14 protein-coding genes are annotated in these 17942 nt (G+C 64.3%); 5 read left to right on the top strand and 9 right to left on the bottom strand.

The window, feature by feature from the left end:
* Nucleotides 1–136 precede the first annotated feature (136 nt).
* The 5 genes from ACXHGZ_RS07430 to ACXHGZ_RS07410 all read right to left on the bottom strand — a co-directional run bounded on the left by ACXHGZ_RS07430 (nt 137) and on the right by ACXHGZ_RS07410 (nt 5694).
* Entirely contained in the window at nt 137–1516 is a 1380-nt protein-coding gene (locus ACXHGZ_RS07430) for an MFS transporter (RefSeq protein ID WP_480463103.1), read from the bottom strand.
* A 75-nt stretch (nt 1517–1591) separates the two neighbouring features.
* Entirely contained in the window at nt 1592–2797 is a 1206-nt protein-coding gene (locus tag ACXHGZ_RS07425; protein ID WP_480463101.1) for a CaiB/BaiF CoA transferase family protein, read from the bottom strand.
* 39 nt (nt 2798–2836) lie between these two features.
* Nucleotides 2837–3754, bottom strand: a complete 918-nt coding sequence (locus ACXHGZ_RS07420) for a hydroxymethylglutaryl-CoA lyase (RefSeq protein ID WP_480463099.1) — start codon at nt 3752–3754, stop codon at nt 2837–2839.
* A gap of 104 nt (nt 3755–3858) precedes the next feature.
* On the bottom strand, nt 3859–4758 hold the full coding sequence (locus ACXHGZ_RS07415) for a LysR family transcriptional regulator (protein WP_480463097.1): 900 nt from the start codon (nt 4756–4758) through the stop codon (nt 3859–3861).
* An 18-nt stretch (nt 4759–4776) separates the two neighbouring features.
* Nucleotides 4777–5694 carry a LysR family transcriptional regulator gene (locus ACXHGZ_RS07410; RefSeq protein ID WP_480463095.1) on the bottom strand — a complete coding sequence of 306 codons (918 nt, stop codon included), beginning with the start codon at nt 5692–5694 and terminating at the stop codon, nt 4777–4779.
* Between the two features lie 110 nt (nt 5695–5804).
* Here ACXHGZ_RS07410 and araD1 point away from each other — a divergent pair, with 110 nt between their 5' ends.
* The 5 genes from araD1 (at nt 5805) to ACXHGZ_RS07385 (ending at nt 12619) form a co-directional block, all read left to right on the top strand.
* Complete coding sequence (araD1, locus tag ACXHGZ_RS07405; protein ID WP_084855761.1) at nt 5805–6803, top strand: AraD1 family protein; 999 nt, start codon at nt 5805–5807, stop codon at nt 6801–6803.
* A 58-nt stretch (nt 6804–6861) separates the two neighbouring features.
* Nucleotides 6862–8187 (top strand): MFS transporter, encoded by a 1326-nt coding sequence (locus tag ACXHGZ_RS07400; protein ID WP_480463093.1) that lies wholly within the window; start codon nt 6862–6864, stop codon nt 8185–8187.
* Between the two features lie 27 nt (nt 8188–8214).
* Nucleotides 8215–9768, top strand: coding sequence for a UxaA family hydrolase (locus ACXHGZ_RS07395; RefSeq protein WP_480463091.1), 1554 nt, complete (start codon nt 8215–8217; stop codon nt 9766–9768).
* Nucleotides 9769–9799: 31 nt separating this feature from the next.
* Nucleotides 9800–11386 (top strand): aldehyde dehydrogenase (NADP(+)), encoded by a 1587-nt coding sequence (locus tag ACXHGZ_RS07390; protein WP_480463089.1) that lies wholly within the window; start codon nt 9800–9802, stop codon nt 11384–11386.
* Between the two features lie 183 nt (nt 11387–11569).
* Nucleotides 11570–12619, top strand: a complete 1050-nt coding sequence (locus tag ACXHGZ_RS07385; protein ID WP_480463088.1) for an NAD(P)-dependent alcohol dehydrogenase — start codon at nt 11570–11572, stop codon at nt 12617–12619.
* 344 nt (nt 12620–12963) lie between these two features.
* On the opposite strand, the gene ACXHGZ_RS07380 is transcribed toward ACXHGZ_RS07385, so the two are convergent.
* From ACXHGZ_RS07380 to gnd, 4 genes are all read right to left on the bottom strand, one after another.
* Nucleotides 12964–13173, bottom strand: coding sequence for a hypothetical protein (locus tag ACXHGZ_RS07380; RefSeq protein ID WP_480463086.1), 210 nt, complete (start codon nt 13171–13173; stop codon nt 12964–12966).
* A gap of 109 nt (nt 13174–13282) precedes the next feature.
* Complete coding sequence (locus ACXHGZ_RS07375) at nt 13283–15079, bottom strand: glycoside hydrolase family 15 protein (protein ID WP_480463085.1); 1797 nt, start codon at nt 15077–15079, stop codon at nt 13283–13285.
* Between the two features lie 123 nt (nt 15080–15202).
* The gene (gene zwf / locus ACXHGZ_RS07370; protein WP_480463083.1) at nt 15203–16705 is read right to left on the bottom strand and encodes a glucose-6-phosphate dehydrogenase; all 1503 of its coding nucleotides are present in this window, start codon (nt 16703–16705) and stop codon (nt 15203–15205) included.
* Nucleotides 16702–17682 (bottom strand): phosphogluconate dehydrogenase (NAD(+)-dependent, decarboxylating), encoded by a 981-nt coding sequence (gnd, locus tag ACXHGZ_RS07365; protein WP_480463082.1) that lies wholly within the window; start codon nt 17680–17682, stop codon nt 16702–16704. Before gnd ends, zwf begins: the two co-directional genes overlap by 4 nt.
* Between the last annotated feature and the right edge of the window lie 260 nt (nt 17683–17942).

Here is a 17942-nt window from a genome sequence, read left to right as displayed (position 1 = left end):
CACGCCAGCCTCGAGAACGGCACTGTCACAGTGGGAGCCGGCTTGCCGGCGATGGGCTGCGAAGCAGCCCCACGTGCAGCCGACAAGGCTGACTGGCATTAGGGCATACCCCTTTTTCGATCACCCACCCAGCACTTCACACCGACCTCGAGCCACTCTGTGCCGGGTCGCGCACGTAGCGGGCAATGACATAGCAACTGGCAATCAGCACCGGCACGATCGCCAACATGCCCATGTAGGTCTGCCCCGTGAGGTCGTTGATGAAACCCACCATGGCCGGCGCGATCATCCCGCTCAGTTGCCCCACGGAATTGACCGCCGCCACGGCACTGGCGATAGCGATTCCGGAGAACGTCGATTGCGGCAGGCACCAGAAGATCGGTATCGCGATGAACGACCCGGCAGTGGCAAGCACCAACGCAGTCATCAGCATCACGGGGTTGTCGAAGAACCAGCAGGCCAGGATATAGCCAACCGTCGAGGCGAGCATGCACAGCAGCAGGTAGGTCTTGCGGTCTCCCGTGCGATCGGAACGGCGTGTCATCCAGACCATTCCCACACATGCGACAGCGTAGGGCAAGGCCGTCAGCACGCCCACATAGAGCATGTCCTTGACGCCGGACTGGGCGATCAGGTGTGGCATCCAGAAGTTAAGGCCATAGCTGGCCATCTTGATGCCGAAATAGACGAACGCGAACACAGCCACCTCGCGCGTCACCAGCACCCGCCAAAACGAAGCGTGGCTTGCAGGCACGTTCTCGCGCCCGACGCCCACGTTCTTCTCCAGCAGATCCTTTTCGTCCTGGGAAAGCCATTTGGCGGACTGGATGTCGCGGTCCAGTTTCCAGAGGACGACAAGCCCCATCAAGCAGCACGGCAGGCCCGAGAGCACGAACAGCCAATGCCAACCCGCCAAGCCGAGGAAACCGTCCATGCCATTGAGCACAAGCCCAGCGAGCGGTGCACCAATGGCGCCCGACAGGGGAATGGCGAGAAACCAGATACCGTTGATGCTGGCCAACTGCTTCTTCGGGAACCAGCATGCCATGTAGAAAAGAATGGCCGGTCCAAACCCCGCCTCCATGACCCCGATGAGAAAGCGTAGGAAATACAAGGTGTATTGCGAGTAGGCGAACACCAGTGCAGCCGTCGCCAGCCCCCAGGAGATCATGATGCGACAGATCCACGCGGGCGCACCGTACTTTCTCAAGCCAAGGCCACTGGGCACCTCGAACAATACGTAACCGACGAAGAACATGCTTGCGGCCAGGCCATAGGCCGTATCGCTCAGGCCCAGTTCAGCTTGCATCTGCGCCTTGGCGAAGCTGATGTTGATCCTGTCGAAATAGGAAAACAGGAAACAGATGATCGCTAGCGGGACGATACGCCAAGCCACACGACGGTAGAGCAGCAACTCTTTGAGCTGATCCTCGTTCGAGGCATGGTTGGCCGAAGCATTGGTAACCGTGACCATTGGTTTCTCCGGTTCTTCTAGTTGTTGGAGATGAGAAGGCAATACGCCCTCCTTTCCTTGCATGATGTAAGGGAACGTACTGAACGTTGGCTGTACCATCAGCTCATTGGGGCACGCTCAGGTTTGTGGCGCATCGCGTTCGTCCACCATCCTGCAGAGCCCCGCCGCCCGCAGCCGCTCGATCCGGGCAGCGTCATAGCCGAGGCCTTGCAGAACTTCTACGGTATGCTCGCCCACGCGCGCCAAGGGTAGACGTGGCCCGAAACGCCCCCCATCGAAGCTCAATGGCAACAACGGCACCACGGTCTGGGCGCCGTCATCCAGCTGCAAGGGCGCCAATCCACCGCTTGCCTTCAGGTGAGGATCATCGAACAGCTCTTCAGGCCGGCGAATCGCTGCGAATGGAATGCCATTACGCTCCAGTTCGACAGCCAGTGCCTTCGCATCCAAGGTGGCGAAGACCTCGGCAAGATGGGCCAGCAAGCGGGGGCGCTGCTCAACACGCGCCGTATTGCTCGCCAGGCTGGGGTCGCCCAGCAGCGCCTCCTGCCCCAGGACCTTGCACAGGGCTGACCATTGTCCGTCACCGGTCGCCGCAACGAACATCTGTTCACCGCCTGCGAAGCTGAAAACGTCGTAGATCGACCATGCACTGATCCTGCTGGGCATCGGCGCCGGGGCGTGTCCGGTCACGGCGTACTGTTGCATGTGCTGGGCACTGAGCAGTACGCAGTTCTCGAACAGGGCGCTGTGGATCTCCTTGCCTCTTCCCGTTCGGCTGCGCTCGTGCAAGGCCGCCAATACGCCGATCGCACCGAACATACCGCCCATGATGTCGTTCACCGAGCTTCCCGCTCGCAATGGCTGCCCCACGGGGCCTGTCATGTAGGCGAGACCGCCCATCATCTGCACGACTTCATCCAAGGCCAGGCGATTCTCGTAAGGCCCTTTCAGGAAACCCTTGTGGGAGACGTATATCAGCTCGGCATTGCGTGCGCGGAGTGTGTCATGGTCCAGCCCGAGCTGGCCCATGCGCCCAGGCTTGAAGTTCTCGATGAATACGTCGGCGGTGTCGACCAGGGCAAGGACCGCCTCTCGGCCGGCCTCGCTGTCCAGGTCGACGGCAAGGCTTTTCTTGTTGCGGTTGAATATCCTGAAAAAACCCGCGCCGGCCCCGGGAAGGTGCCGCGTACCGTCCCCTTTGACCGGCTCTACCTTGATCACCTCAGCGCCCAGGTCGGCCAATACCATGCCACAGGCAGGCCCCATCACCATGTGGGACAGCTCGATGACGCGGATACCCTCAAGCGGTAGCGTTGACATGCGATGGACTCCGTTACAAACATTCATGCCCTAGTGGAATCAAGCAAGGCTTTGAACCTGTCTGGGCAGGCCAGCGCGAGCGATATGGCCATACCACTGTTCGCCAGGCAGCGCTGACTGCACGAGCGCCCGACACACCAGCAACCGTTCGATATCGATACCGGTGCGCACACCCATGCCTTGGAGCATGAACACCAGGTCCTCGGTGACTGCATTGCCCGAAACGCCAGGGGCGAATGGGCATCCGCCAATACCGCCCAGCGACGCATCCAGCTCTGCGATACCGTGCTGCACGGCGACCAAGGCGTTGGCCAGGGCCAGCCCGCGGGTATCGTGAAAATGGGCCGACTGCAGCTTGTCGCCCGCGATGGCTCGCACCGCCTGCAGGGTCTGTGCGACTTGGCCGGGCGTGGCATAGCCGGTGGTATCGGCCAGGGAGACGGCGTCACAACCGGCGAGCAGGACCTTTGAGGTCAATGCCAGCAGGTCGTCGAGGGGGACATGGCCTTGCAGGGTGCAGCCGAACGCCGTCGACATGCCGGCGATCATCGTCACCGGGTGCCCGGCCTGGTCGCGCAACTCGCACATGCGGGCGAACGTCTCCACCATGTGCTCAGGGGTGCAACGCACGTTCGCCTGACTGTGGGCCGCACTGACGGACACCGGCACCATGATGCGATGAGCGCCCGAGGCAAGCGCGTCCTGAGCGCCGCGCAGGTTCGGCGCCAGCACAGTGACCGTAAGGTCCGGGAACGTCAGAGCATGGGCCACCACTTCAGCGGCATCGGCCATTTGCGGCAACAGCTTCGCCGGAACGAACGACGCGACCTCCATGTACCGCACACCCGCCTCATAGGCCGTGTCGATCCATTTTCGCTTCGCTGCGGTGGGCATGATGCTGCGAAGGCTCTGCAGCCCGTCGCGCATACCGACTTCATTCAGCACCAGGGTGTTCATGCAGTTACCCGGAAAGAGGAATTGCCGCCAGCCTAAGTAGCCCGGGAGATGCCGAAAAGACGTTTTTGACGGGGCCAACCATCTGCGTTGGAGATGGATAAACCCTATGCGCAGGCCGGTGCGGCCAGCAGATGGTCAAGCAGGCGTTTGGCCGCGAGCGAAAGGCTGGCGCTATCCCGGACACAGATCACGAATTGGCCACGCACCCAATCATCGGTCAGAGGAATGACCCGCAGCCCGAACAATTCGACATAACGCGCCACCGCCTCCTGCGGAAAGATGGCCAGCACCATGCCTGCTTCCACCAGGCGAAGGGCCGCATCGAAGGACGAGACGCACGTCCGGTATTGCAGATCCTTGCCCGCGGCACGGGCCAGTTTCTGCATCTGGGTGCCGAGGGTGGAAAAAGCGGAAATGTTGAGGTGATGAAAATCCAGTGTTTCCACGAAGCTGATGCTTTCGCGCCCGGCCAGGGGATGGCGGGTGTTGACCACCACCGAAAGATGGTCGGTACGGTACGGATGAAACTCAAGGTCCCCTTCAGCCGTGGATTGGCGACAAATACCGATGTCGGCATGCCCTTCCTCGATACCGCGTACCACATCCGAGCTGAAGCGTTCCTCGACATCGACCTGGATATGCTCGTTCTCGGCCAGAAAGCGGGCAAGCTCCTCGGGAAGGAACTCCATGAGCGATGACACGTTGGCCAGCACCCGCACATGTCCGCGAGCGCCCTCGGCATATTCGCTCAACTCGCCCTGCAGGCGCTCGATGTCGCGCATGAACTTGCGCGCATGGCGGAGCAAGGCCTGCCCTGCCGGCGTTGGCGCCACGCCTTTCTTGCTGCGTACCAACAGTGCGGTGGCAAAGGCCGACTCGATGTCCGAGATGCGCTTGCTCACCGCTGAAGGCGCAATGAACTCACGCGTTGCCGCCGCAGCGATACTGCCTTCCTCGCACGCAGCGATGAAGAGCCTCAACGATACCGGATCAAACTGCCACATGGTCTTCCCGCTCCAGGTTCATGCCATCAGGATATCGATGAGCAGCCGGGCGGGGCTGCTCAATTCGACACCTCGTCGGGTAACCACTTCGTAAGGCTCACTGCGTGATATCAGCTGCAACGGCAGACGCACCAGCATGCCATGGTCCACGGCCACCTTGGCCACATCCCACGGCATGACGGCGAGCAGACCGGCATCCTGCCTCAGCATCGACAAGGTCGTGAAGGTCGAAGAGGTTTCGATGGGGTACTGCGGGAAGCTCAACCCGGCCTCGCGAAACTCGCGCTCGAGTGTCAGGCGCAAGGGCATGTTCACAGGAAATACCACCCAGCGCGAGTCGGTCAGTTGCGACAAGTTCAGCGATTGGCTGCCGGCCAGAGGATGCGCCGGGTTGGCTACCAGCACGAGTTGTTCCTGGTGCTTGACCCGGCTTTCATACGCCGCCGGGCGGCGGCTGACGCTGGTCCGGCAGATCACCACGTCCAGCCGGCCCTGGTCGAGCAGGCTGAGCAAACGGTCGCTGGTGTCCTCGACGACGGTGACCGACAGGTCCGGCTGAGCCTCGCGCAAGCTCGCCAGCCCCTCCACCAGCATCGGCACCGCGCCCATGATGGTGCCTACCGAGAGGCGCCCGCCGTGCCCCTGGAGGATCCCCAGCATCTCTTCGCGCAGGTGGGCAAGGTCGGTGTTGATCAAGCGTGCGTAGCGCACCACGCAACGCCCCAAATCATTAGCCTCCAGCCCCTTGCTGGTGCGGTCGAACAGCACCGCGCCGAGCGTCGACTCGATCTCGTTGAGCGCCTTGGTCGCTCCAGGCTGGGTAATGGACATCGCCTCGGCCGCTTTGTGGATCGAGCCGAGTTCATCGAGGCTGATCAGCAAACGTAACTGACGGAGCCGAAGGCGCGAAGCCATGGAAGTCAAGGATGGGAGCATAGGGGATCACTAAAAGTTATCGCGGTGTCAGCAGCTCTCATTAGGCAGCATCGACAGGGAGAAATAAAGTGGCCAGCACTTGATCCTCACAAGAACAACCAGGAGCCAGCATGCGTCTGATCCAATTCGAAACCGTCCATGCCCAGCGCCATGTCGGCGTGGTGGAAGGCGACGTGATCCAGGTCGTGAGCAATACCACCCACATGCGCGAATTGGCCCTGGCGGCCATTGGCAACCAGCGCAGCCTGAGCGCGGAAGTCATCGCACGAGGCCTGCACAGCTATGATGAGCGCTACGCCCAGCTTCTGGAGGCGTGCCGGGTACTGCCACCGCTGGACCACGAAGACCCCGCCCATTGCCTGGTCAGCGGCACCGGCCTGACCCATCTGGGCAGCGCCTCGACACGCGACAAGATGCATCAGCAGAAAATCGACGATGCCGCCGCCCTGACCGACACAGCGCGCATCTTCCAATGGGGTATCGAAGGGGGGCGCCCTACCCCTGGCACCGTCGGCGTGCAGCCTGAATGGTTCTACAAGGGTGACGGTTCGATCGTCGTGCGCCCAGGCCAGGCCTTCCAGAGCCCGCCCTTTGCCGAAGATGCAGGCGAGGAGCCTGAGCTGGCCGGGCTCTATGTCATCGGCGCTGATGGCCGGCCCTACCGGTTGGGCTTCGCCATCGGCAACGAGTTTTCCGACCACGTGATGGAGCGGCGCAACTACCTGTACCTGGCGCATTCCAAACTGCGTAACTGCTCGTTCGGCCCGGAGCTGCGCATCGGCGAGCTGCCCCGCCACCTGAATGGCGTCAGCCGGATCCGCCGGGGCGATGATGTCATCTGGGAAAAGGCGTTCCTCAGTGGCGAGGACAACATGTGCCACTCCCTGGAAAACCTGGAGTATCACCACTTCAAGTACGCGCAGTTCCTGCGCCCTGGCGATGTCCACATTCACTTCTTCGGCACCGCGACCCTGTCGTTCGCCGATCAGGTCAGGACGGCCGCCGGCGATGTCTTCGAAATCAGCCTGCCGGAATTCGGCGCCCCGCTGCGCAACGGCATTGCCCTGGCGCCAGCGACCTTCGCACCCGGAGAGGTGACGTCGCTCTGACCCGACGGCGGTGCATGGCCGCGCCGCCCCGGCATTTCATAACAACCATAAAAGAGAGATGAGCATGAAGAACAGCCCTTGCACGGCGGCCTCCACATCGACCGTGGCCAGTGCCGACAGCACCCGCCCGACCAGCGTACGCTGGCGGATCTTCCTGATCCTGCTGTTGCTGGCCGCCATCAACTACATCGACCGGGCTTCGCTGTCGGTAGCCTTGCCGTTGATTTCAGCCGAGTTCGAACTGACCCCGGCGCTGGAAGGCCTGATACTCAGCGCCTTCTTCTGGTCGTACGCCTTGATGCAGATCCCCAGCGGCATGCTGTTGGACCGTTTCCAGGTGCGCAACATCATCGGCGTGGCCACGGTCGGCTGGGGAGCCTTCCAGGCGCTGGGCGGCTTTGCCCATCACTGGATCACCCTGCTGATCACCCGAGTCGGCCTGGGCGTAGCCGAGTCGCCGATCATGCCGGCAGGTGCCAAGCTCAACGGCGCCTGGCTGACGCCGAACGAACGCGGTCGCGGGGCGACCTTGGTCGATGGTGGTGCCCCGCTGGGCACGGCGCTCGGCGCGATCATCATCGCGGGCCTGATCACCTGGTTCGACTCCTGGCGCATCGCGTTCATCATCGCCGGCGTCGGCACCATCGTGGTGGGTATCTGGGCCTGGTGGTATATCCGCAACCACCCAAGCGAACACCCGCAGGTCAACGCGGCCGAGCTGTCCTACATCACCCAGGCCAACGAAGCCGCCAGCAAGCACAACGGCAACCGCAAGGCCGTGCTCAAGGAGCTGCTCAAGAGCCGCTCGGTACTGTGCATGTTCGCAGGATATGCCTGCTACAACAGCGTGTTCTATGGCTTGCTGACCTGGATGCCAAGCTACCTGCACAAGGCTCATGACCTGGACATCAAGGCCATGGGCGGTGCGACCTTCCTGATCTTCATGTGCGGTTTCGTCGGCGAGCTGGTCGGCGGCTGGATCGCCGACAAGTGGAAGACCAACGGCGGGCAGCCCAACACCGTGATGCGCAGCATGTTCGCAGGCTCGGCAGCCGTGGCCGCCCTGTGCATCCTGCTGGTGGCCTATACCCCGGATGCCGCGAAGGTGATCGCCCTGCTCTGCGTCGCACTGTTCTTCATTCGCTGGTGCGGAATGTACTGGTGCCTGCCGGCCATCCTCGGCGGCAAGTCCAAGGCCGGCGTGCTGGGCGGCAGCATGAACTTCTGCGGCAACATGGTGGGTGTGCTGGTCCCGATCCTGATCGGCCTGATCGTGCAGTTCACCGGCTCGTACTTCCTGGCCCTGATCTTCTTCGTGGTCATGGCGTTCGGCCTGATGCTGTTCTCCGGCCTGATCGATTATCGCGAACGCGGCCTGGCCTGATGGCCGCGTCCCTTTGAGGTGAATGTCATGCAACTGATTACAAAGACAGGCAGTGAAAACGCTGCCAATGCGGTGATCCGACTCAACCCGCTGGACGACGTGCTGATCGCTCGCCAGCCGTTGCCCAAGGGCCTGCACCTGGATGAAGGCGTACGGGTGCTCGAACCGATCCCCGCCGGCCACAAGGTGGCCGCCCGCGACCTCGAGGCCGGCCAGCCGCTGCGCCGTTACGGGCAGATCATCGGCTTCGCCAGCCAGGCCATCGAGGCCGGACAACATGTGCACGTGCATAACCTGGCGATGGGCGACTTCGCCCGCGACTATGCCTTCGGCGTCGATGCCCGGGGCGTACAGGCCCCCACCGAAGACACCTTCATGGGCATCGTACGCCCGGACGGCCGGGTCGCCACGCGCAACTACATCGGCATCCTGACCTCGGTGAACTGCTCAGCGACCGTGGCTCGCGCCATCGCCGATCATTTCCGCCGCGACATCCACCCCGAAGCCCTGGCGCCCTACCCCAACGTCGATGGCGTGGTCGCCCTGACCCATGGCGTCGGTTGCGCTGTCGACCCCACTGGCGAGGCGTTGGCCATGCTGCGCCGGACCCTGGGCGGATACGCCGTGCATGCCAACTTCGCCGCAGTGCTGCTGATCGGCCTGGGCTGCGAAACCAACCAGATCCCTGACCTGCTTGCCGCCCAGGGCCTGGAAAGTTGCAACACCCTGCGCACCTTCACCATCCAGGGCACCGGCGGCACGTCCAAGACCATTGCCAGCGGGATCGCCCAGGTCGAATCGCTGCTCGAAGAGGCCAACCGCGTCGAACGCCAGCCCGTCAGCGTGCGACACCTCACCGTAGGCCTGCAATGCGGTGGCTCGGATGGCTATTCGGGCATCACTGCCAATCCGGCCCTGGGCAATGCCGTGGACCGCCTGGTGGCCGCTGGCGGTACTGCAATCCTGTCGGAAACCCCGGAAATCTATGGCGCCGAGCACCTGCTGACGCGCCGTGCGGTGAGCCAGCACGTCGGCGAGAAACTGATCGCCCGCATCCAGTGGTGGGAGGCCTATTGCCAACGCATGGGGGCCGAGCTGAACAACAACCCTTCTGCCGGCAACAAGGCCGGCGGCCTGACCACTATCCTGGAAAAGTCCCTCGGCGCCGTGGCCAAGGCCGGCTCCAGCGACCTGATGGACGTCTACGAGTATGCCGAGCCGGTGCGCGCCCACGGCCTGGTGTTCATGGACACCCCCGGCTACGACCCGATCTCGGCCACCGGCCAGGTTGCAGGTGGTGCCAACCTGATCGCCTTCACCACCGGACGTGGCTCGGCCTACGGCTGTGCGCCCTCCCCCTCGATCAAGCTGGCCACCAACACGCGCCTTTGGGAGACCCAGGAAGAAGACATGGATGTGAACTGCGGCGGTATTGCCGACGGCAGCATGACCATCGAGGAGCGTGGCGAGCACATCTATCGGCTGATGCTGCGCATTGCCTCGGGCGAACGCAGCAAAAGCGAGCAGCACGGCTATGGCCAGAACGAGTTCGTGCCGTGGCAGATCGGCGCCATCACCTGACCTTCTTGTTTACCCTTACAGGAGCCCCTCCATGACCCGGATCCTCGGTCACAACTACATCGGCGGCCAACGCTCGGCCCAAGGCAGCATCCAGCTCCAGAGCCTGGACGCCACCACCGGCGAACCCTTGCCCGGCCGGTTCAGCCAAGCCACCGAAGCGGAGGCGGATGCCGCGGCCAAGGCAGCCGCCACGGCCTTCCCGAGCTATCGCAACCTGCCCGCAAGCAGACGTGCGGAGTTTTTGGACGCCATTGCCGACGAACTGGATGCCCTGGGTGACGACTTCATCGCCACCGTGTGCCGCGAAACGGCGCTGCCCAGTGCCCGTATCCTGGGTGAGCGCGGCCGGACCAGTGCGCAGATGCGCCTGTTCGCCAAGGTACTGCGCCGTGGCGACTTCCTTGGTGCACGTATCGACCGCGCCCAGCCCGAGCGCCAGCCCGCACCACGCCCGGACCTACGCCAGTACCGTATTGGCGTCGGACCGGTCGCCGTGTTCGGCGCCAGCAACTTCCCCTTGGCCTTCTCCACCGCCGGCGGCGACACCGCATCGGCCCTGGCCGCTGGCTGCCCGGTGGTGTTCAAGGCACACAGCGGCCACATGGCCACCGCCGAGTGGGTGGCCGATGCCATCCTGCGCGCAGCCGAACGCACCACCATGCCGGCTGGTGTGTTCAACATGGTCTATGGCAGCGGTGTCGGTGAGTGGTTGGTCAAGCATCCAGCGATCCAGGCGGTTGGCTTCACCGGCTCGCTCAAAGGTGGCAGCGCCTTGTGCCGCATGGCCGCCGAGCGCCCACAGCCGATTCCCGTGTTCGCCGAGATGTCCAGCATCAACCCGGTGATCGTCCTGCCAGCTGCGCTGAAGGTTCGCGGCGAGGCGATCGCCCAGGAACTGAGCGCTTCGGTCACCCTCGGCTGTGGGCAGTTCTGCACCAATCCAGGCTTGGTCCTGGGCCTGCGCTCGCCTGCGTTCAGCGCCTTCATCGAGCAGCTCAAGGCCCAGATAGCCGACAAACCGGCCCAGACCATGCTCAATGTCGGCACCCTGGCCAGCTACCGCCAAGCGCTGGAGCACCTGCACGCCCACCCAGGCATCCGCCACCTGGCAGGCGCGGCGCAGGGTGCGCAACACGCCGAGCCACAACTGTTCCAAGCCGACGTCAGCCTGCTGCTCGAAGGCGATGGCCTGTTGCAGGAAGAGGTTTTCGGCCCCGCGACCCTGGTGGTCGAGGTGCAAGACCAGGCCCAACTGGTCGATGCGGTCAAGGCCCTGCGCGGCCAGCTGACCGCCACCCTCATCGGCGAGCCCGCCGAACTGCTGGCTCACGGCTGGTTGAGTGAGCTGTTGCAGGAAAAGGTCGGCCGCCTGTTGCTCAACGGCTACCCGACCGGTGTGGAAGTCTGCGATGCCATGGTGCACGGCGGCCCCTATCCCGCCACTTCCGATGCCCGCGGCACCTCCGTGGGGACCTTGGCCATCGACCGGTTCCTGCGGCCGGTGTGCTTCCAGAACTACCCCGACGAACTGCTCCCCCCCGCGCTGCAGAATGCCAACCCACTGGGCCTGCTGCGATTGGTCGATGGGGAATACAGCCGAGAAGCCTTGGCCCGCTAGCCGGCGGTTACGAATGGGTTGGCGCATCACCAACTGCCTGGCGCCGGTGGTCAAGGACTGAACCCATGGCACCAGGCACTGGCATGCCCAACAGGATCAGGCAAGCAATCCAGCGGATCACGCTACTGGTCAGCGCCTTGCCACCTGGACAATGCCCCTCACGAACTTCACGAGGGTCATACCATGCAAGTCAATGCCTACGGTGCCCACGCCGGCAACCAACCCCTGGAGCCGCTGCGCATCACCCGCCGCACACCCGGCGCCCATGATGTCCAGATCCAGATCGCCTTCTGCGGCATCTGCCACTCGGACCTGCACCAGGTGCGCTCCGAGTGGGAAGGCACGCACTACCCCTGCGTCCCGGGCCACGAAATCGTCGGCCGTGTGACGGCAGTGGGTGCCCACGTCGCCTCGTTCAAACCAGGCGACCTGGTCGGTGTGGGCTGCATCGTCGACAGCTGCAAGCACTGCGATGACTGCGAGGCAGGCCTGGAGAACTACTGCGACGGCATGATCGGCACCTACAACTTCCCGACCCCGGACGCGCCGGGCTGGACGTTGGGCGGGTACGCCGAGGCCATTGTCGTGCATGAACGCTATGTGCTGCGTATCGGCCACCCCGAGGCGCAACTGGCCGCGGTGGCGCCGCTGCTGTGCGCGGGGATCACCACGTACTCGCCGCTGCGCCATTGGCACGCCGGGCCCGGCAAGAAGGTCGGCGTGGTCGGCATCGGCGGCCTGGGACACATGGGGATCAAGCTGGCTCACGCCATGGGTGCTCATGTGGTGGCGTTCACCACATCCGAGCACAAGCGCGAAGCGGCCCTGGCGCTGGGCGCCGACGAGGTGGTGGTGTCGCGTGATGCGCAGCAGATGGCCGCCCATGCCAAGAGTTTCGACGTCATCCTCAACACGGTCGCCGCGCCCCATGACCTGGATGCGTTCCTGGTCCTGCTCAAGCGCGATGGGGCGATGACCCTGGTGGGCGCGCCGGCCTCGCCGCATTCCTCGCCCAACGTCTTCAACCTGATCATGAAGCGCCGCACCCTGGCCGGTTCGATGATCGGCGGTATTCCCGAGACCCAGGAAATGCTCGATTTCTGCGCCGAGCATGGCATCGTCGCGGATATCGAACTGGTGCGTGCCGAGCAGATCAACGAGGCCTACGAACGGATGCTGCGGGGCGAGGTGAAGTATCGGTTCGTGATCGACACCGCCAGCCTGGCTGGCTGAGGCTGGGCCCATCGCCGGCAAGCCGGCTCTCATAGAACAACGCATGACCATTTGATTTGCGGCACCCTGTGGGCTTGTCCCGCGATTAGGCCGGGCCCGATATCACCGTCGCCTGGCAAGGGCTTCGCCCTTGATCGCGGGACAAGTCGGACCGCCGCACCGCCGCTCCCACTGGGGCAGCATTGGCCGCTTGTTCTCTGCGCGACAGCGCAGCCCGAAGGGCTGGGTAATCTCCCACGAGGATTTCGCAAGCCTTGAAAGCGGCGCAATCTCGGTGGGGGCGACAACCTGCGATGGGCTGCAAAGCAGCCCCAAGCCCTCAAACGGTGGAGCCCCCTCCAGACTCAAGAGGCCGCTTTGCGGTCCATCGCAGGCTCCGCCAGCTCCCACGAAGCCACGCCGTCATAACCCCAACGGCGTTCGCCCGGGAACTGCCCCACAGGCATCAGCTCGATGGAAGGTCGGTCAGCCACGGCCCGGCAGACTGCCTGCGCAAACACCTCGGCATAGGTGCTGGGTACGCTCCAACCGGCACAGCCGATGAGCACGTTCATGAGCGGGGCTACTCCTGGCCTCGAATGCCTGTCTGTTCAGACGACACGCGAAACCGGGTCGTTCCGTCGAGCTGCCCCAGCCTTGTGTGTGAGTGGCGGTGCGGCAGGTTCAGCTGCAATTCGCCCGATCGCGCACTGGACACTGCGCCCGGTGCAGGTTCAGCGCGGTATTGATGATGCCGATATGGCTGAACGCCTGCGGGAAATTGCCGAGCATGCGCTTGCCCACCGGGTCGTACTGCTCCGCCAGCAAGCCGACGTCGTTGCACAGCCCCGCCAACCGCTCATACAGCGCCCGCGCCTCTTCCTGCCGGCCGAGCAGCACGTACACATCCGCCAGCCAGAACGAGCACACCAGGAACGTTCCCTCCCCCGGTGTCAGCCCGTCACTGCAGCGGTCGCTGTCGTAGCGCAGCAGCAAGCCGTTGCGCAGCAGGCGTTTTTCGATTTCCGCCAGCGTGCACAGGAACCGGGGATCCTCCGCCGGCAGGAAGCCGGTCAAGGCGATCTGCAGCAAGCTGGCGTCCACCTCCTTCGAGCCGTAGGCCTGCACGAAGCATTGGCGTTTGGCGTCGAGCCCTTGCTGGCAGACTTCGCGGTGAATCTCATCGGCTACCTGCCGGTAGTGCCGCCCGCGCTCGCGGTCCTCCTCGGTGGTTTCGGCAAGGCTCGCGGCGCGGTCGAAGGCCACCCAGGCCATGACCTTGGAATGCACGAAGTGCTGCCGCCCGCCACGCACTTCCCAGAGACCCTCGTCAGGCTCGCGCCAGATGCGCTCCAGGTACGGCAGGATCAGGCGGGCGATGGCGGAGCTGCGCGGGTGCCGGGGCAGGCCGCCGCGAATGGCCTGGGTCATGGCGTCGGCAAGTTCGCCGTAGATATCCAATTGCAGCTGTTGGGCTGCGGCGTTGCCGATGCGAACGGGCCGGGACTGTTCGTAGCCACTGAGCCACGGCAGGGTGAATTCCGGCAGGTCGCGCTCACCGGCCAGGCCGTACATGATCTGCATCTGTTCCGGGTTGCCGGCCACCGAGCGCAGCAGCCATTCGCGCCAGGCCTGGGCTTCGTCGAAATAGCCGAGGTTCATCAGCGCCAGCAGGGTCATGGTGGCGTCGCGTAGCCAGCAGTAGCGGTAGTCCCAGTTGCGCTCACCGCCGACGCGCTCGGGCAAGGAGGTGGTCGCGGCGGCGACCATGCCGCCGGTAGGGGCGTAGGTCAGGGCCTTGAGGGTCAGCAGGGAGCGGCGGACCAGGGGCGTCCAGGGGCCGACGTCGGGGCAGCGGGCGGCGAAGGCCTGCCATTGGGTATGGCTGTTTTCCAAGGCCTGGTCGACATCGAAGTCGGGCTGCGGGGGCAGGTGCGAAAGCTGATGGCGCAGGCTGAACACCTGGCGTTGGCCGGCGTGGACGCGGAAGCGGCAAACGCTGTGGTGGTCGTGGGAATGGACGGGCTCGGTGCTGCGCAGGATGAGGCGGTCTGGGCCGGCGACGGCACTCAGGGTCAGCGGGTCGATTCTTTCCACCCAGGGCACGCTGCGGCCGTAGTCGAAACGCAGCACCAGGTCCATCTCGAAGCCGGTTTCGCCGGCCAGGCCTTCGACGATGCGGACCACGGCGCTGTGCTCGCCCAGCGGCATGAAATCCAGGACACGGGCACGACCGCTGGCGGTGGTGTAGGTGGTTTCCAGGATCAGGGTATCGTCGAGGTAGCGCCGGTGAGTGGTTTCCACCAGGTCGCAGGGAGCCAGGCGCCAACGGCCGTTTTCCTCGTTGCCCAGCAGCGCGGCGAAGACTGCCGGGGCATCGAAACGTGGCAGGCACAGCCAGTCCAGTGAGCCATCGCGGCTGACCAGGGCGGCGCTGCGGCAGTTGCCCAGCAGGGCGTAGTCTTCGATCGGGGCTGGCATGGGGGCTCCTTTGTTGGACTGCGCATTCGGGGGCGCCATGCGCCCCGATCGCGGGACAAGCCCGCTCCTACAGGCCTGGCGCCCTGTGGGCTTGTCCCGCGATCGGGCGGTACGAGCGACGCCTCAACCCAAGGTATGCCACTCCCGCTTGTCACGCGTAAGCAGCTCGTTGCCCGCTTCAGGGCCGTCTTCGCCGGCGGCGTATTCATGGACCTCGCCGCCGCTGGCCCAGGCATCCAGGAACGGCTGCACCGCGCGCCAACCGTTCTCGATGTTGTCGGCTCGCTGGAACAGGGTCTGGTCGCCCGTGAGGCAGTCGTAGATCAGCGTCTCGTACCCGGTCGCCGGGGTCATCTGGAAGAAGTCCTTGTAGGCGAAGCCCAGCTCGACATTCTCCATCACCAGCTCAGGGCCGGGGCGCTTGGCCTGCAGGTCGAACCACATGCCCTCGTTGGGCTGGATCTGGATCTTCAGGTAGTTGGGCTTGGGCCGCTCCAGCTCCGACTCGCGGAACTGGGCATAGGGCGCGGGCTTGAAGCAGATGGCGATTTCGGTGTCGCGCACGCTCATGCGCTTGCCGGTGCGCAGGTAGAACGGCACGCCGGCCCAGCGCCAGTTGTCGATCATCACCTTCAAGGCCACATAGGTTTCGGTGCGGCTCTCGGGGGCCACGTTTGGCTCCTGCCGGTAACCCGCCAGGCGCTTGCGGCCCTGCTTGCCGGCCACGTACTGGCCGCGCACGGAGTTCTTCAGGGCCATCTTCTGCGACCAGGGGCGGATGGCACCGATCACCTTGGCCTTCTCGCTGCGCACGGCATCGGCGGCGAATGCGGCCGGGGGCTCCATGGCGACCATCGCCAGCAACTGGAACAAGTGATTGGGCACCATGTCGCGCAGGGCGCCGGTGTTGTCGTAGAAGGCACCGCGGGTCTCGACGCCGACGGTTTCGGCGGCGGTGATCTGAATATGGTCGATGTAGTGGTTGTTCCAGAACGACTCGAACAGGCCGTTGGAGAAGCGGCTGACCAGGATGTTCTGCACCGTCTCCTTGCCCAGGTAATGGTCGATCCGGTAGATCTGCCGCTCGGTCATCACACCCAGCAGGCAGGCGTTCAGGGCTTCGGCGCTGGTCAGGTCGGTGCCGAAGGGCTTTTCCACCACGACCCGGCGAAAGCCGCCGCCGGACTCGTCCAGCAGGCCGGCATCGCCCAGGCGCTGCGCCACTTCGGGGAAGAAGCGCGGCGAGGTGGCCAGGTAGAAGATGGCATTACCGTGGGCGGTCTTGTCGATGCGTCGGGCAATGGCCGCATAAGTGGCGGGGTCGAGGAAATCGCCGGTCTGGTAGTCCAGGCGCTTGGCAAGGCGTGCCCAGCGCTTGTCATCCAGGCATTTGTTGGCGCCTTCGCCCTTGTCACGCTCGGCCATGAAATCATGCAGGCGGTCGGCGAACGCCTGCGCGGTGGCCGGGTTGTGGTCAACGCCGACGATGCGCAGGTTGCGGTCCAGCAGGCCATCGCGGCTGAGGTTGTACAGCGCCGGCATCAGCAGGCGCTTGACCAGGTCGCCGTTGGCGCCGAACAGGAACAAGGTGCACGGCGGCGCAGCGGGAATCTTCTGTGGCTTCATTTGCCTTTCTCGACGTGGCCGCCAAAGCCCAGGCGCATGGCCGAGAGGATCTTGTCGCCGTAGGTCCCTTGCTGCTGGCGGGAACGGAAGCGGGCGAACAGCGCGCTGGACAGCACCGGCACCGGCACGGCCTGTTCGACGGCGGCGTCGATGGTCCAGCGGCCTTCCCCGCTGTCGGACACCGAGCCACTGAAGCGTGCCAGCTGCGGGTCGGCCACCAGAGCATCGGCGGTGAGGTCGAGCAGCCAGGAGGTGACCACGCTGCCACGGCGCCACACTTCGGCGATCTCGGCCACGTCGAGGTCGAAGCGCTGGTCTTCGGGCAGTTCCGGGCCGCCTTTGCTGCGCAGCAGGTCGAAGCCTTCGGCGTAGGCCTGCATCAGGCCGTATTCGATGCCGTTGTGCACCATCTTCACGTAGTGCCCGGCGCCAGCGGGGCCTGCGTGAATATAGCCATGCTCGGCGCGGCCATGCTCGCCTTCGCGGCCCTGGGTCCGAGGGATGTCGCCCACGCCAGGAGCCAGGGCCTTGAACAGCGGCTCCAGGCGCTCGAATACGGCTTTCTCGCCGCCGATCATCATGCAGTAGCCACGCTCCAGGCCCCACACGCCACCGGAGGTGCCGACGTCGAGGTAGTGCAGGCCGCGCTTGGCCAGTTCGCTGGCGCGGCGCATGTCGTCCTTGTAGAAGGTGTTGCCACCATCGATGATCGCGTCGCCCGGTTCCAGCAATTCGGCCAGCTGGGCGATGGTCTGCTCGGTGGGCTCGCCGGCCGGCAGCATCACCCACACGGCGCGCGGAGCCTTGAGCTTCTGTACCAGGGCACCCAGGTCGTGGGCCCCTTGGGCGCCCTCGCCCTCCAATGCCACGACCGCATCGCGGTTACGGTCATGCACCACGGTCCGGTGCCCTGCGAGCATCAGCCTTCTCGCGATATTGCCGCCCATGCGGCCCAGCCCGACGATTCCCAGTTGCATGTGCCGAAGCTCCCCTTGGTAAATGGATGACAACGCGGTTCAGGTGTTCAGATTAGTCCAGCACTCCGCTCGAGGGTTCACCGACGAACGGGGCGACAACGATAAACAAAAAAGTTCCCAAGGCCAGGAAAAGAATTCAGAATGCCCGCCGCACGAGCGTCTACCCTTGTAAGGAACACTCGTCGATAGGGAGTCGTGTTCAACCTAGAACGGTGTGTTGCCAGTACCGGCACATTGGCGGGCTCGCCCGCTCCCCAAAA

It is taken from the genome of Pseudomonas shiyinii (assembly GCF_056725765.1).
This window is presented reverse-complemented; position numbering and strand designations above follow the sequence as displayed.

What these genes read in the sequence shown, in the direction of transcription:
- zwf (WP_480463083.1), bottom strand. Translation starts at nt 16,705, where the DNA reads ATGAAGCCACAGAAGATTCCCGCTGCGCCGCCGTGCACCTTGTTCCTG.
- ACXHGZ_RS07375 (WP_480463085.1), bottom strand. Translation starts at nt 15,079, where the DNA reads ATGCCAGCCCCGATCGAAGACTACGCCCTGCTGGGCAACTGCCGCAGC.
- ACXHGZ_RS07395 (WP_480463091.1), top strand. Translation starts at nt 8,215, where the DNA reads ATGCAACTGATTACAAAGACAGGCAGTGAAAACGCTGCCAATGCGGTG.
- ACXHGZ_RS07425 (WP_480463101.1), bottom strand. Translation starts at nt 2,797, where the DNA reads ATGTCAACGCTACCGCTTGAGGGTATCCGCGTCATCGAGCTGTCCCAC.
- gnd (WP_480463082.1), bottom strand. Translation starts at nt 17,682, where the DNA reads ATGCAACTGGGAATCGTCGGGCTGGGCCGCATGGGCGGCAATATCGCG.
- ACXHGZ_RS07410 (WP_480463095.1), bottom strand. Translation starts at nt 5,694, where the DNA reads ATGCTCCCATCCTTGACTTCCATGGCTTCGCGCCTTCGGCTCCGTCAG.
- ACXHGZ_RS07415 (WP_480463097.1), bottom strand. Translation starts at nt 4,758, where the DNA reads ATGTGGCAGTTTGATCCGGTATCGTTGAGGCTCTTCATCGCTGCGTGC.
- ACXHGZ_RS07420 (WP_480463099.1), bottom strand. Translation starts at nt 3,754, where the DNA reads ATGAACACCCTGGTGCTGAATGAAGTCGGTATGCGCGACGGGCTGCAG.
- ACXHGZ_RS07390 (WP_480463089.1), top strand. Translation starts at nt 9,800, where the DNA reads ATGACCCGGATCCTCGGTCACAACTACATCGGCGGCCAACGCTCGGCC.
- ACXHGZ_RS07380 (WP_480463086.1), bottom strand. Translation starts at nt 13,173, where the DNA reads ATGAACGTGCTCATCGGCTGTGCCGGTTGGAGCGTACCCAGCACCTAT.
- ACXHGZ_RS07385 (WP_480463088.1), top strand. Translation starts at nt 11,570, where the DNA reads ATGCAAGTCAATGCCTACGGTGCCCACGCCGGCAACCAACCCCTGGAG.
- ACXHGZ_RS07400 (WP_480463093.1), top strand. Translation starts at nt 6,862, where the DNA reads ATGAGCATGAAGAACAGCCCTTGCACGGCGGCCTCCACATCGACCGTG.
- araD1 (WP_084855761.1), top strand. Translation starts at nt 5,805, where the DNA reads ATGCGTCTGATCCAATTCGAAACCGTCCATGCCCAGCGCCATGTCGGC.